Origin of the sequence: Actinomadura sp. GC306, assembly GCF_004348665.1 — a bacterium.
Lineage (GTDB): Bacteria > Actinomycetota > Actinomycetes > Streptosporangiales > Streptosporangiaceae > Spirillospora.
Window position 1 is genome coordinate 1 of the sequence record NZ_SMKM01000044.1, and the last position, 12,979, is coordinate 12,979.

The following is a 12,979-nucleotide window of genomic DNA, read 5'->3' on the forward strand; positions in this document are numbered from 1 at the left end:
CGTTGGGCCTCGGGGAGGGAGATGAGGGTGAAGGTCGTGCCGCGGCCAGCGGAGTGGATCAGGAGGGCGGCACGTTCTTCCGTTACGCGGAGGCGGCCGGCCTCGGCTATGCGCCTGACGGTGTGGGCCAGGATCGTTGAGGCGCGGCGGGCGGCGGGGGTTTCGACGCCGGGGCGGGCGTCGCCGTAGATCAGGGAGTACAGGGCCGGGTTGCGCACCCCGAACTCGACGTGCAGGTCCCAGCCGCGGCGCAGGTCCTCGACCGGGTCGTCCGTTTCGCCGAGGGACGTCTTCGACGCCAGGTACGACGCGAATCCGTGGTCGGCGACCGCGTCCAGGAGGCCCTGCTTGTCGCCGAAGAGCCGGTAGATGGTGGGTGACTGGACCCCGGACTCGTTGCAGATCGCGCGGGTGGACAGCGCCTCGCGGCCGCCCTCCACGAGCAGGCCGTAGGCCGCCTTGATGATCCGCTCCCGCGTCGCGTCCCGCTTCATGGCCGCCATCGTTAGCCTCCGACCAGTTGGGTGTGCCAACGATAACAAATGTGTGTTAGCGGGTTGACGGTTGCGGCGGTAACGTGTTTGCGTTGTCAGTGCCAACAGCACCGCTGAAACGAGGCACATCATGCGTTTGCAACACGTCATCGCACTGACGGTCGCGGGGCTCCTGGCGCTTGCGGCGTGTGGCGGGTCGACCGGGGTGGCCTCGGACGGCCGGGAGGCGCCGGGGCGGGTTAGTGAGGTCGTCACCGGGCTGGATATGCCTTGGGGGCTCGCCTTCCTGCCGGACGGGTCGGCTCTCGTTTCCGGGCGGGCGTCCGGGGAGATTCGGCATGTTCCGGCCGCTGGTGGGAGGGCTGAGCTGGTCGGTGAGGTATCCGGTGTGCAGGTCAGCGCCGAGGGTGGGTTGCTGGGGCTGGCCGTGTCGCCTGATTTCGCCGAGGACCGGACGGTCTATGCGTATGTGTCGGGGCCGCCGACCAATCGGGTCGTTGCGCTTCGGGTGGCGGAGGATTTGCGGTCGTTCAGGCAGGAGCGGGTCGTCCTGGACGGGATTCAGACCGCCGACCGGCATCATGGCGGCCGGTTGCGGTTCGGGCCCGAGGGCAACCTGTGGATCGGCACCGGGGACGCGTTCGAGCCCGAGAACGCGGCCGATGAGGGCTCGCTCAACGGCAAGATCCTGCGGATCCGGCCGGACGGGTCGATCCCGGACGACAACCCCACGCCGGGCTCCCCGATCTTCTCTTCCGGGCATCGCAACGTGCAGGGCATCGCCTTCGGCCCGGACGGCACCGCTTACGCGTCCGAGCTCGGCCACCGGACGTGGGACGAGCTGAACGTCCTCCGGCCCGGCCGCGACTATGGGTGGCCCGAGACCGAGGGGACGGACGGGGACACCGGTGAGCGACCGATCTTCACCGTGCATCCCGACGACGCGTCCCCCTCCGGCATCGCCTACGCGGACGGGTCGGTCTGGATGGGTGCGCTAGGCGGGCAGCGGCTCTGGCAGATTCCGGTCGACGGGCCCGAGGCCGCGGGTGAAGCCGTCGAGCACTTCGTCGGCGAGTACGGGCGCATCCGCACCGTGGAACGCGCGCCGGACGGGTCTTTGTGGATCGCCACGTCCAACACCGACGAGGCCACCTGGGGAGGGACCGACCCGCGTCCCGGTGACGACCGGATTCTGCGGCTTGAGCTCGATCGTTGATCGCCGTTCATGGACGCCCCACGAACGAGCCAGGCAAGGACCCTCAGGACGGGTCGAGGCGGTAGAAGCGCCAGAGGTCGTGGTCAACGGGCAGGTCGGTGAAGCCCCCGTAGCCCGCTTCCGCAGCGTAGGAGCGGACGGTGCCCGGACGAAGCACGGTGCCGGCCTCCACCGTGGCACCCTCGGCGCGGGTGGCGGGCAGGCAGTGCAGGACGCTGAACCCGTAGTTCAGCCGTTCCAGCAGGTCCCCGTCGGCGGTGAAGTGATCGGCCACCTTCTCGTCGCCGATCAGCACCGCTCCGCCGGGGACGAGGGCGTCCCGCGCCGACCGCAGGGCCGCGACCGGGTCGGCGATGTCGTGCAGCGCCTCGAAGACGCACACCAGGTCGTAGCGTCCGCTCACGGGCTCGGCCGCGTCGCCGAGTGCGAACGTCACGCGGTCGGCCAGTCCTTGTTCGGCGGCGTGCGTCGACGCCTCGTCCACGGATGCCTTGTCCATGTCGATGCCGTGGACGCACACGGACGGGAACGCCTCGGCCAGCGGATCGACGACCAGCCGGTGCCGCAGCCCAGGTCGAGCACCTTGGCCGGGCCGCCGGACAGCCTGGCTTCGATGTCGGGCATCGCCGCCACCCAGTCCCCGATGCCGCTGCGGTAGGCGGGCCGGTTCATGCCGCCGATGCCGTGCCGCGCGCCCTCCCCGTACGCGGCGTACGGGACGCCGCCGCCGGAGCGGTACGCCTCCGCGACCTGCGGCAGGACCTCTGCCATGGACACGACGAATCCCGCCAGGGTGCCGACGAAGTACGGGCTGTCGGTGTCGAGCAGTGCCTCGCGCAGGTCGTCCGGGACGGCGAAGGTCCGTGCGTACGGGTCCTCGTCGTCGGTGGCCACGGTCAGCTGCCCGCTCGCCGCCTGCTGTTCGAGCCACTCACGTGCGTAGCGGGCGTGGACGCCGGCCTTGCCCGCTAAGCCGTGGGCGTCGAGCGGGCCGGCGGCGAGGGCGTCGTAGAGGCCCAGCTGGACGCCCAGCGCGGTGCTCATCGTCTCCATCGTCGTCACCGCATCCGCCAGCATGCGCTCGGTGATCTGTTCTGCGGTCATTTTCCACCCCGTAGATCCGGCGAGCCCTACCTAGACTGGGCGCATGCCACGACTATTTCCTGTCATCGGTGTGGACGACATCCCCCGCGCCGTCTCCTTCTGGACGTCCGCGCTTGACCTGGTGGTCTGGGAGAAGTCGGCCACGGAGACGTGGCGGACGCTGCACCATGCCGACGGGTCGGGTCCGGCGCTGGGCCTGATGCTCAGCGAGACGCCCGCCGAGCGGCACCCGCGCATCCATCTCGACCTGCTGGTCGACACGACCGCCGAGCAGGAGGCCGAGATCGAGCGGCTGGTCGGCCTCGGGGCGAGCAGGATCGACTGGGACCTCTACCCGCCGGACTCGGACTTCGTCGTCCTCGCCGACCCGGACGGCAACGCGTTCTGCATCGTGGACATGAGCCGCGCCTAGGCCGCCGGCTCGCGTCAGCCGGTGCTGCCCGCGCTGACCAGCTGCCGGATGTCCTCGGGGAGGGCGTCCTTGACCTTGGTCATGACGCCGCCCTGGGTGGCCTCCCCCACCACTTCCAGGACGACCCTCGCCATGTACGCGGCCTTGGGGTCGTCCGCACCGGAGCGGGCCCCGACGCGCTCGATGAAGTCGTGCCGGTCGAAGCGTTCGCCCGTCCCGGCTCCGCCGAACACCTCGGTGCGGCGCAGGTGCTCGCCGATCTCGCGCGGGAGCTGGGCGGCGAGATTGTCCGCCAGTCCCTCGGGCAGCCGCTCGCCGAGCGTTTCGAGCGTGGCGCGGCAGGCGGTCTCCGCCTCGCCGCGGCTGCCCAGGTGCGCGCGTGCCTGAACCTGGCCGATCAGCTGATCGTGCTGCATGTCGTCCCCCCTCACGACGTTTCGCCTTTTTCCCGGCGTTCCCGTCCAGAGCAGGAGAAACCCGGCCGACCTCGATGAACGTGCAGGCCGGGCCGCGTCAGAGCTTGACGGCGATGCCCGCCATTCCGAGCTGCTCGCCGGGGGCGAGGTTGGCGGGGTCGACCGGGCCGTCGGGACGCCACAGGGCCGTGTAGGTCAGGCCGGGTTCGACGAGCGCGAAGTCGCCGAACTGGGCCTGGATCTCCTCGGGCGTCCGGGCGTAGCCCTCTTCGAGGTTCTCGCGGGTGATGCGGGCGAGTTCCTGCTGCTGCGGGAGGCCGGTGTCGACGAGGGACGTCATGAACAGGTGGCTGCCGGGGACGAGCACGTCCCGGTAGGCGCTGACGACGTCGTCGACCACGTCCGGGGACAGGTAGTGCAGCATCCCGACCAGCATGATCACGGCCGGGCGGGAGAAGTCGAGGAAGCCGTCGACCTCGGGCGCGGACAGGACGGCCGCCGGGTCGCGGACGTCGGCGGTCATCACCTTGGTGACGTCGTTGTTCGCGAGCAGGGCACGGCCGTGCACCGACACCAGGGGGTCGATGTCGACGTAGACGACGCGGGCCCGGGGGTTCTCGCGCTGGGCGACCTCGTGGGTGTTCTCGACGGTGGGCAGCCCGCTGCCGAGGTCGAGGAACTGGTCCATCCCGGCGTCCCGCGCCAGGTACCGGACGCCCCTGACCAGGACCTTGCGGTTCTCGATCGCCGACTCGCGCAGTCCCGGGATCAGCTCGGCCGTCTGGTCCGCGAGGGCGCGGTCCACGGCGAAGTTGTCCTTGCCCCCGAGCAGCGCGTCGTAGGCGCGGGCGATCGTGGGCTTGTTGAAGTCGAGCTCGGCCGGAGGCCATTCCGGCGTTTCGTCCCCCATGGTCACCCTGTCCAGTTCATGGTCCGATTACGGGATCATGGTATTGCGAGTGTGTCCGAAATGCGGTGGAACGGACCAACTTTTCGAGCCTTCCGGCCGGGCGGCGGCCGCCTCCCTTCGGCCATCCGGTCATCTCCTGCACAGCGTCCGCGGCCACTCGGCGAGCAGCCGCGTCTTCCGCGGCCGCGAGGGGCCTGCCAGGACGTCGTAGGCGTCGCGTTCCAGCGCGGCCAGCGCCGCCCGGCCGCCGGCGACGTAGCCCGCCACGGCGATCCGCGCGAAGCCGGTGAGCCGGCCGGTCAGCGCCGCGCCCTCGTCGAGCAGCCGCGCCGCCCGGCCCGCCTGGAGGGCGAGGACGCCCCGCAGCCGGGTCGGGGTGGCGGCGGCGGCCAGGTCGTCCTCCGGGCAGCCGAACCGGCGCAGATCCTCGCCCGGCAGGTAGATGCGGCCGTTGCGGTGGTCCTCGCCGGCGTCCTGGCAGTGCTCGATGATCTGCAGCGCGCTGCAGATCCGGTCGGACAGCGCGATCCGGTCCGGGGTGGCGGCGCCGAACACGTGCAGGACGATGTGCCCGACCGGATCGGCGGACAGCGCGCAGTAGCCGAGCAGGTCGCCGAACGTCGCGTAGCGGGTGACCTCCTGGTCGCGGCGGTTGGCGAGCAGGAGGCGGCGGAAGGGGTCCGCCGGGATGGCGCAGGCGGTGACCGTCCGGGCCAGGTCGCGCATCGCCGGGAGCTCCGGCCGGGTCCCCGCGTAGATCCGGTCGAGGTCGCGCTCGACGAGGTCGAGCAGCCCGGTCCGCTCGGCCGGGGGCGCCTCGTCGCCGATGTCGTCGACGAGGCGGGCGTAGCCGTACACGTCGAGCAGTTGCGCGCGGTACCGCGCCGGCAGCAGGCGCGTGGCGACGGGGAAGTTCTCCCGAGCCTGGAGCTCGTCCCGGGACCGGCGTCCTTCGGTCCCATTCCACAGGCGCTCGCGGACGGACAATGGCGTTCCTTCGACGGCGGCGAGGGCTTCAGTGATGCCCGGTAACCGGGTGGCCCGCCGGTAAACACGGGCGTCGCGGGAGGCCCCGCTGCCGTGTGGCCCCGAGGTCCCGGGCGTTTTCTCCTGAATATCCGCCATTTATGGATATAGGGCGGTCGGGCGGCAGGTGAGCGCCTCGCAGGGCGCCCGTTTCGGCCGGAACGGTCCAGGGAGGAATGGCCGACGTGCGGGGCCGGTCGAATGGATCAGTAGGTGGCGAGCATGCCGGCCAGAATGCGCGGGGTGCGTTCGGGCGGGGACGCCTCGGTCACCAGCGTGTTGAACACATGCCAGTGCCGCTCGACCTCCCGCGGCCGCACCGGGTACACCGCGCTGTTCGCCCGCTCCAGGTACACCATGTCGGACAGGCCCTGCTGCGGGAACCGGACGAGGGTGAGCGGCCCGTCGCCCGCGACGCGCCCGCAGATGCCGAACGGCGCGACCTGCACGGTGACGTTCGGCCGCCGGCACAGCTCGATGATGTGCCGGATCTGGGCGCGCATCGTCTCCGGGTCGCCGATCGGGCGCCACAGTGCCGCCTCGTCCAGCACGACCCACAGGTTGAGGGGACGCGGACGGCGGCGCAGCACCCGCTGCCGCCGCGTCCGGAACTCCACGCGCCGCTCGACCTCGGATTCCGGGCTGACGCGGCGGATCAGCGCGCGGGCGTAGTCCTCGGTCTGCAGCAGGCCGGGGACGAACTGGGCCTCGAACGTGCGGACCAGCTTGGCCGCCTGCTCGGCGCTGAGGTAGGGCCGCACCCACGTCGGGACGATGTCGGCGTCGGCGTGCCACCAGGGAAGCGCGTTCGCCTGCTCGGCGAGGGCCAGCAGGGTGGCCCGCTCGTCGTCGTCCGCGCCGTAGCGGGTGAGCAGGCCCGCGATGTCGCCGGGCTTGCAGCCCGAGCGGCCGAGTTCGAGCCGGGAGATCTTGGAGCCGGACGCGCCGATCGCCGCCGCCGCCTCGCGCCGGCCGATCCCCCGCGCCTCCCGCAGCGCGCGGAGGCGCCTGGCCAGCAGCATCCGGGGGACGAGCGGGTCGCCCTGGGCGTCGACGGACGGTGTTCTGCCGGTGCTGGTGACGGAGGCCAACGGGACTCCTCGTCGGGGGACAGACGTGGCATCTAGGAAGGCGGCGGGACGAACGGCCCACTATACCCTCACCCGCTGCGGCGGCCGCGGAACGGTGTGCGACGTTCCGCGGGCCGCCGCGCCGCGACCACCACCCGCCGCGGCGCGGCGGTCACGCTGCGTCAGGGTTTGCGGGCCACCGCGCAGCGGGTCGGGAGGTCCTCGGCTTCGACGCCGACCTCGGGGCGCCAGGCGCCGCTCGTCACCAGCCCCGGCTCCTCCATCTCCAGGCCGTCGAAGTAGCCGCGGATGAACTCGGGGCTGCGGAGCCGGAACGGGATGGCGCCGGTCTCGTCGTAGGCGCGCTGGGCCGCGTTGAACGCCTCGTTGGTGTCGGTGGAGTCGTGCAGGATCAGGTAGCTGCCGGAGGCGAGCGGCTCCAGCAGCCCGCGGACGACGCCGAGCGCCTCGTCGGGGTCGACGATGTGCCCCATGACGCCGATGAGCAGCAGCCCGACCGGCTGCGACAGGTCGAGCAGCTCCGCCGCCTTGGCCGTGATCGTCTTGGGGTCGTGCAGGTCGCAGTCGATGTAGGCGGTGCGGCCCTCGCCCGAGCCGGTCAGCAGGGCGCGGGCGTGCGCGAGGACGAGCGGGTCGTTGTCGACGTAGACGACCTTCGCGTCCGGGGCGGCGCGCTGGGCCATCTCGTGCGTGTTGTCCATGGTGGGCAGGCCCGTCCCGCAGTCCATGAACTGCCGGACGCCGCGCTCGGTGGCGAGGAACCGGATCGCGCGGTCCATGAAGTAGCGGCCGGCGCGGGCGATCGGGACGATGCCCGGGTAGAGCGCGACGTACTGGTCGCCGGCGATCCGGTCGATCTCGTAGTTGTCGGTGCCGCCGAGCCAGTAGTTCCAGATCCGGGCCGACTGCGGAACGTCCGTATTGATCTTCGTTTCCGCGCCCCGGTCGGGGCCCTGGGGGGATTCCGTCATCGGGCTGACGCTCCTTTCGGCGGTGCGGCTTCGGTGACGCGGCTTTGTGACGCGACTTCGGTGACGCGGTATTCGTGGCGCGGCTCGGCTTTCACGAACCAACCTAGACCCCCACAACCGGGGATGGCCAGAAAACGGGAATTAGGCCCTGGCCGCTTTGCCATTGGGGACATCGGCGGATACACAGCGTAGGCGGGACGCCGGGAGGAAAGTGACGCGCGTGGCGCCGGGGGTGCAATTCGCGAAGAATTCCCGATATGTAATCCGGCGGCCCGGCGGCGGAGGCGGCCGGGCCGTCAGTTCAATGCCCCGCCCAAATGGCGATGGCCAGCGCCACCCGGTCCTCGAACTGCAGCGGGTTGCGGCCCGTGATCGACTCGATCCGCGCCAGGCGGTGACGGAGCGTGTTCGGGTGCAGGTACAGGGAGCGGGACGTGGTGCCGACCGCGCCGCCCATCGCGAGGAAGGTGCGGAGCGTCTCGACGAGGTTCGTCCCGTGCGCGCCGTCGTACTCCCGCAGCGGCCGGGCGATCTGCTCGACGAACGGGGACAGCTGGTCGGGGGTGAGGCGGCGCAGCAGGGCCGGGAAGGTCGCGAGGTCGGCGCCGCGGACGACCCCGCCGGTCCGGCGCGCGACCTCCAGGGCGGCGAAGCTCTCCGCCAGCGACAGCGCCAGGTGCTCCAGTGGGCCGGCGCTGCCCACCCCGGCCGGCTCGGACCAGACGTGCTCCTCGTTGCCGATCAGGATGGCGGTGTCGCCGTCCACGCCGAGGAGCCCCGGCAGGTCGTTCTCGGGGACGTCCATCGCGATCGCGAGCAGCGAGCCGTGGTCGAGCCCGGTCTCGTCGATCCGGCCGCGGAGCACCTCGGCGGACGCGAGCCCGTCCCGGATCATGCGCAGCAGCCGCCCGGTCTCCTCGCGCTCGTGCCGCTCGTCGTGGGTGGAGGCGAGCCGTTCGGCGAACCACTCGGTGAAGCTGAGGAACGGCACCTCGGGCGGCACCTCCATCAGCGGCAGGCCGAGCCGCTCGCAGACCCCGGTCAGCGCCTCCGGGACCTCCTCCGTCACGTCGCCGACGCCGTAGCCGATCGCGCTGGCGCGGCTGGCCTTGACCGAGCCGGCGAACGCGGCGCACGCGTCCGCGTCCCGCAGCGACGCGCCGACCGTCAGCACGAACTCGTGGCCGCGCAGGTACGGGCCGGGGTCGAGCAGCTCGGTCGAGTGGGCCCAGCGGATCGGCCGGTCGAGGCCGCTCTCCCCGGCGACGAGGCGCAGCCGGAAGCGCGGCACCTCCAGGAGCTGCCGGACGGTGAGGCGCAGCACCGCGGAATCGCTGGTCACGGCATCAGCCTCTCATTCCGTCCCGGCACCGGCCCGTGATCATGACCGTGTTTTGGAGATCCGCACGACAGCCCCGGCGTACCGCGGTGCATTTGGCCAAGAAATCGCCATGTCCCTTGTCACCTGGGGTTATGGCGCGTTTGCCTGTTGTCTTCCCGACTGTGCGGAGGTTCGATGCGGGAGCGAGTCGCGCTCGTCACCGGAGCGGCGAGCGGGATCGGCGCCGCGCTGGTGCGCGAGCTGGCGGGACGCGGCTGGACGACGGCCGGGCTGGACCTCACCCCGGCCGAGGACGCCCACCACTCCGTCGGGGTGGACGTGGCCGACCCGGCGCAGGTCAGCGCGTCCATCAAGCGGATCGAACGCGAGATGGGGCCGGTCGAGGCGGCGCTGTGCGCGGCCGGCCACTACGCGATCGTCCCGGTGTCGGACATCGCCTGGTCCGAGTGGCAGCGGATGCTGCACGTGCATCTGGGAGGCGTCGTGAACGTGTGCCGGGCCGTCGCGCCGGGGATGGTGGAGCGCGGCGAGGGCGCCATCGTCGCGGTCACGTCCGAGCTGGCGATCGGCGGCGGGACCGCCGAGGCGCACTACACGGCGGCGAAGGGCGCGGTGATCGGGTTCGTCCGGTCGCTGGCGGCGGAGCTGGCCCCCGCCGGGGTGCGGGTGAACGCGGTGGCGCCGGGCCCGACCGACACGCCGCTGCTGCCGGCCAACTCGCCCTGGCGGCGGCCCTCCTACCTGCAGACGCTTCCGGCGGGGCGGCTGACGGCGCCCGAGGAGGTCGCGCTCGCCGCCGCCTACCTGGTCGAGGACGCGACGTTCTGCGTCGGGGAGATCCTGTCCCCCAACGCCGGGGCGGTGCTCTAGATGACCGTCGCACTGGTCACCGGCGCGGCCGGCGGCCTCGGCTCGGCGATCGCCCGCCGGCTCGCGGCCGGCGGCCACCGGGTCGCCGTCAACGACCACCCCCGCCGGGACGTGTCGGCGCTCGCCGCCGAGCTGGACGGGGTCGCGGCGCCCGCGGACGTGTCCGACCCCGCCGCCGTCGAGGCGATGGTCGCCGACATCGAGCGGCGGACCGGCCGGCACATCGGGATCCTCGTCGCCGGGGCCGCGTGCATGACGGTGGCGCCGTTCATCGAGCACGACCCGGACGACTGGTGGCACATCCTCGACGTCAACCTCGGCGGGACGTTCGCGTGCGCCCAGGCCGTCATGCCCGGGATGGTGGAGCGCGGCGGCGGCCGGATGGTGCTGATCTCCTCGGAGTGGGGGCTGATCGGCTGGCCGGACGCGACTGCCTACTCCGCGTCCAAGGCCGGGATCATCGCGCTCACCAAGTCGCTGGGCCGGGAGCTCGGGCCGCTCGGCATCGCGGTGAACGCGGTCGCGCCGAGCGCGCCGGACGCCCCGCAACTGGACGTGGCCGCGAAGGCCGCCGGGGTGACCGCCGCGAAGCTGCGCGCCCGGTACGCCGGCCGGGCCCCGCTCGGCCGCATCGCCGCGCCGGAGGAGATCGCCGAGTCGGTCGCGTTCCTCGCCGACGCGCGGCTCCCGACGCTGCTCGGCCAGATCCTGCACGTCAACGGCGGTACCACGCGGGCCCGCGCGTAGCCTCCCGGCGCGGCGGCGCGGCGGGCCGGTGGAGCGCGGGCGCACGCCCGTGACCCGGCATGCGCAAGGGACCGGCGATTTCGCCGATGTTCGCGAGGCGGACGCCTGCTGAGAATGGCGGCGTCCTGGAGCCTCCCCTGGCTCCACCCCCGTTCGGGAGCCGCTCCCCCCGGCTCCCCGCGAACAGGAGCGAATCGACGTGCTATCCACCCCCAGGCTCGCTGCGAAGATGCTGTTCGCCGCGGCGCTGACCGCGGGCACCGTCGCCGTCCCGCAGGCCGCCCAGGCGGCCGACAACCCCTACGAGCGCGGACCGGACCCGACCGTGTCGAGCATCGAGGCCCTGCGCGGCCCGTTCTCGGTGTCGGAGACCAGCGTCTCGTCGCTGGTCGCCTCCGGCTTCGGCGGCGGGACGATCTACTACCCGCGCGACACCTCCGAGGGCACGTTCGGCGCCGTCGCCGTCGCCCCCGGGTTCACCGCCGGCGAGTCCAGCATGTCCTGGTACGGGCCGCGGCTCGCCTCGCAGGGCTTCGTCGTCTTCACCATCGACACCCTCACCCGCCTCGACCAGCCCGACAGCCGGGGCCGGCAGCTGCTGGCCGCGCTGGACTACCTCACCGAGCGCAGCAGCGTCCGGTCCCGGATCGACTCCTCGCGGCTCGCCGTGATGGGCCACTCGATGGGCGGCGGCGGCTCACTGGAGGCGGCGGTGTCGCGCCCGTCGCTGCAGGCGGCGATCCCGCTGACCCCGTGGAACCTGACCAAGAACTGGCGCAGCAACACCGTCCCGACCCTGATCGTGGGGGCGGAGAGCGACTCGGTCGCGTCGGTCCGCACGCACGCCGAGCCGTTCTACGAGAGCATCCCGGCGTCGACGGAGAAGGCGTACCTGGAGCTGAACAACGCCAGCCACTTCGCGCCGAACACGTCGAACACGACGATCGCGAAGTACAGCATCTCCTGGCTGAAGCGGTTCGTGGACGACGACACCCGCTACGAGCAGTTCCTGTGCCCGGCACCGCGGCCGGACCGGGACATCGAGGAGTACCGCGACACCTGCCCGCACTAGGGCTCCACTACCGGACGGGCCGCCCGACGCCTCCCCGCGCGGGCGGCCCTCCGCCGTGTTCGGGGCCGGGTCCGTGCAGCCGCAGCGCGCTCAGCGCGAGGGCCAGCTCGACCAGGTCGCCGGGGCGGGTCAGCGTCCGGCCGGTGAGCTGCTCGATCTTGCGGAGCCGGTTCAGGACGGTGTTGCGGTGGCAGAACAGCCGGTCCGCGGCGCGGGCGGCGGAGCCGTCGCACTCCAGCCAGGTCCCGAGGGTGGTCAGCAGGACGTCGCGGAACGCCGGGTCCACCTCCGTGAGGCCGCCGAGCGCCACGTGCCCGAGCCGCCCGGACAGCCGGGGCTGCGACAGCACGAGCGCGTCGGGGAGGCGGCGGTCCAGCCGGGCGATCTGGTTGCCGGGGCCGCGGCAGGTGCGCAGCGCCAGCTCGGCGAACCAGCGGGCGGTGCCCAGCTCGGCGAGCGAGTCGACGACGGGGCTGACGCCGGCGTGCGAGCGGGCGTAGGGGCGGACGGCGGCGACCAGGTCGTCCAGGTCCGCGGTGCCGAGCGCGACGAGCGCCACCTGGGCGTCGGTGCGCAGCCGCCAGATGAAGCGCATGCCGGCGGTGTCGCCGGGGCGCCGCTCCACGCCGTCGCCGAACCCGCTCTCCGCGCCGAGCATGACGACGGCGTAGCGGCCGGTGGCGGGCAGCCCGAGGACGGACGTCGCGGTGGACAGCAGCCCGCCGTCGGCGCCCTGGCCGTCCAGGAGCGCGTCCACGATCGCGTGGACCCGCTCCTCGCTGCGCCGCGCGAGCGCCAGCTCGGTGCTGTGGTAGGACGCGGCGGCGGCGCCGGACTGCTGGTCGATGGTGTCCCAGGTGCGGGTCGCCTGCCGGATCAGCGTCGCGACGTTCTCCGGGTCGTCGCGGTCGACGACCTCGACCACGGCCTCCCAGAACACCTTCCCGGCGAGCCGGTAGGAGCGCAGGAGCTGGTCGAGCGGCTGGCCCTGGTGCGCGCGGCGGCGGCCGAGCCGCTGCGCCCATTCGAGGTCGGCCCGGCCGCGGCCGGGCTCCAGGATCGTCTCGAAGCCGTGCCCGAGGCCGGTATGGCACATCTCCCAGACGTCGCGGGTGAACTCCTCGTCGCGGTGGGCGCCGTCCCCCGACAGGATCTCGGCGGTGAGCCGGTCGGCGAGGTCGGGCAGGCGGTCGGTGAGCCGCAGCACCGCCTTGCGCATGATCTCCCGGTCGCCGACGCGGCCGGCGTTCAGCCCGCCGGCCACCGCGGGCCGTCCTCCCGTCATCGAGGGCCACCTCCAGCACAACG

General features: G+C 72.6%; 15 protein-coding genes. 5 read left to right on the forward strand and 10 right to left on the reverse strand.

The features are described from left to right. A partial coding sequence (locus E1200_RS09340; RefSeq protein WP_207933261.1) for a TetR/AcrR family transcriptional regulator occupies positions 1-503 on the reverse strand: 503 nt, incomplete at its 3' end. A gap of 121 nt (positions 504-624) precedes the next feature. Between E1200_RS09340 and E1200_RS09345 the strand changes: the two genes are divergently transcribed. Then, entirely contained in the window at positions 625-1,710 is a 1,086-nt protein-coding gene (locus tag E1200_RS09345; protein ID WP_131951427.1) for a PQQ-dependent sugar dehydrogenase, read from the forward strand. Between the two features lie 43 nt (positions 1,711-1,753). Here the strand turns inward: E1200_RS09345 and E1200_RS33600 are convergent, their stop codons facing one another. Together E1200_RS33600 and E1200_RS33605 are read right to left on the reverse strand one after the other, a co-directional pair. Further along, on the reverse strand, positions 1,754-2,209 hold the full coding sequence (locus E1200_RS33600) for a methyltransferase domain-containing protein (protein ID WP_243708436.1): 456 nt from the start codon (positions 2,207-2,209) through the stop codon (positions 1,754-1,756). After that, on the reverse strand, positions 2,143-2,814 hold the full coding sequence (locus E1200_RS33605) for a hypothetical protein (protein ID WP_165950260.1): 672 nt from the start codon (positions 2,812-2,814) through the stop codon (positions 2,143-2,145). Before E1200_RS33605 ends, E1200_RS33600 begins: the two co-directional genes overlap by 67 nt. A gap of 43 nt (positions 2,815-2,857) precedes the next feature. Between E1200_RS33605 and E1200_RS09355 the strand changes: the two genes are divergently transcribed. Then, the gene (locus E1200_RS09355; RefSeq protein WP_131951429.1) at positions 2,858-3,226 is read left to right on the forward strand and encodes a VOC family protein; all 369 of its coding nucleotides are present in this window, start codon (positions 2,858-2,860) and stop codon (positions 3,224-3,226) included. Positions 3,227-3,240: 14 nt separating this feature from the next. Here the strand turns inward: E1200_RS09355 and E1200_RS09360 are convergent, their stop codons facing one another. The 6 genes from E1200_RS09360 to E1200_RS09385 form a co-directional block, all read right to left on the reverse strand. Continuing rightward, entirely contained in the window at positions 3,241-3,642 is a 402-nt protein-coding gene (locus tag E1200_RS09360; protein ID WP_131951430.1) for a DUF2267 domain-containing protein, read from the reverse strand. A 97-nt stretch (positions 3,643-3,739) separates the two neighbouring features. Further along, positions 3,740-4,552, reverse strand: a complete 813-nt coding sequence (locus E1200_RS09365; RefSeq protein ID WP_131951431.1) for an SAM-dependent methyltransferase — start codon at positions 4,550-4,552, stop codon at positions 3,740-3,742. Positions 4,553-4,681: 129 nt separating this feature from the next. Beyond that, entirely contained in the window at positions 4,682-5,539 is an 858-nt protein-coding gene (gene hpnC / locus E1200_RS09370; RefSeq protein ID WP_243708437.1) for a squalene synthase HpnC, read from the reverse strand. A 245-nt stretch (positions 5,540-5,784) separates the two neighbouring features. After that, positions 5,785-6,669, reverse strand: a complete 885-nt coding sequence (locus tag E1200_RS09375; RefSeq protein WP_243708438.1) for a DUF5753 domain-containing protein — start codon at positions 6,667-6,669, stop codon at positions 5,785-5,787. A 161-nt stretch (positions 6,670-6,830) separates the two neighbouring features. After that, positions 6,831-7,640 (reverse strand): SAM-dependent methyltransferase, encoded by an 810-nt coding sequence (locus E1200_RS09380; protein ID WP_131951433.1) that lies wholly within the window; start codon positions 7,638-7,640, stop codon positions 6,831-6,833. A gap of 301 nt (positions 7,641-7,941) precedes the next feature. After that, on the reverse strand, positions 7,942-8,982 hold the full coding sequence (locus tag E1200_RS09385) for a PucR family transcriptional regulator (RefSeq protein WP_131951434.1): 1,041 nt from the start codon (positions 8,980-8,982) through the stop codon (positions 7,942-7,944). Between the two features lie 174 nt (positions 8,983-9,156). Here E1200_RS09385 and E1200_RS09390 point away from each other — a divergent pair, with 174 nt between their 5' ends. From E1200_RS09390 to E1200_RS09400, 3 genes are all read left to right on the forward strand, one after another. Beyond that, positions 9,157-9,852: an SDR family oxidoreductase gene (locus E1200_RS09390; RefSeq protein ID WP_131951435.1), complete on the forward strand. Its 696-nt coding sequence runs from the start codon at positions 9,157-9,159 to the stop codon at positions 9,850-9,852. Continuing rightward, positions 9,853-10,599 carry an SDR family NAD(P)-dependent oxidoreductase gene (locus tag E1200_RS09395; RefSeq protein ID WP_131951436.1) on the forward strand — a complete coding sequence of 249 codons (747 nt, stop codon included), beginning with the start codon at positions 9,853-9,855 and terminating at the stop codon, positions 10,597-10,599. A 229-nt stretch (positions 10,600-10,828) separates the two neighbouring features. Beyond that, complete coding sequence (locus tag E1200_RS09400) at positions 10,829-11,671, forward strand: alpha/beta hydrolase (RefSeq protein WP_131951462.1); 843 nt, start codon at positions 10,829-10,831, stop codon at positions 11,669-11,671. A 7-nt stretch (positions 11,672-11,678) separates the two neighbouring features. On the opposite strand, the gene E1200_RS09405 is transcribed toward E1200_RS09400, so the two are convergent. Next, positions 11,679-12,956: a helix-turn-helix domain-containing protein gene (locus E1200_RS09405; RefSeq protein WP_131951437.1), complete on the reverse strand. Its 1,278-nt coding sequence runs from the start codon at positions 12,954-12,956 to the stop codon at positions 11,679-11,681. Positions 12,957-12,979: the final 23 nt, after the last annotated feature.

Coding starts and splice junctions, on each gene's coding strand:
- E1200_RS09400 (WP_131951462.1), top strand. CDS start 10,829: ATGCTGTTCGCCGCGGCGCTGACCGCGGGCACCGTCGCCGTCCCGCAG.
- E1200_RS33600 (WP_243708436.1), bottom strand. CDS start 2,209: ATGGACAAGGCATCCGTGGACGAGGCGTCGACGCACGCCGCCGAACAA.
- E1200_RS09365 (WP_131951431.1), bottom strand. CDS start 4,552: ATGGGGGACGAAACGCCGGAATGGCCTCCGGCCGAGCTCGACTTCAAC.
- E1200_RS09345 (WP_131951427.1), top strand. CDS start 625: ATGCGTTTGCAACACGTCATCGCACTGACGGTCGCGGGGCTCCTGGCG.
- E1200_RS09390 (WP_131951435.1), top strand. CDS start 9,157: ATGCGGGAGCGAGTCGCGCTCGTCACCGGAGCGGCGAGCGGGATCGGC.
- E1200_RS09355 (WP_131951429.1), top strand. CDS start 2,858: ATGCCACGACTATTTCCTGTCATCGGTGTGGACGACATCCCCCGCGCC.
- E1200_RS09405 (WP_131951437.1), bottom strand. CDS start 12,956: ATGACGGGAGGACGGCCCGCGGTGGCCGGCGGGCTGAACGCCGGCCGC.
- E1200_RS33605 (WP_165950260.1), bottom strand. CDS start 2,814: ATGACCGCAGAACAGATCACCGAGCGCATGCTGGCGGATGCGGTGACG.
- E1200_RS09380 (WP_131951433.1), bottom strand. CDS start 7,640: ATGACGGAATCCCCCCAGGGCCCCGACCGGGGCGCGGAAACGAAGATC.
- E1200_RS09395 (WP_131951436.1), top strand. CDS start 9,853: ATGACCGTCGCACTGGTCACCGGCGCGGCCGGCGGCCTCGGCTCGGCG.
- E1200_RS09360 (WP_131951430.1), bottom strand. CDS start 3,642: ATGCAGCACGATCAGCTGATCGGCCAGGTTCAGGCACGCGCGCACCTG.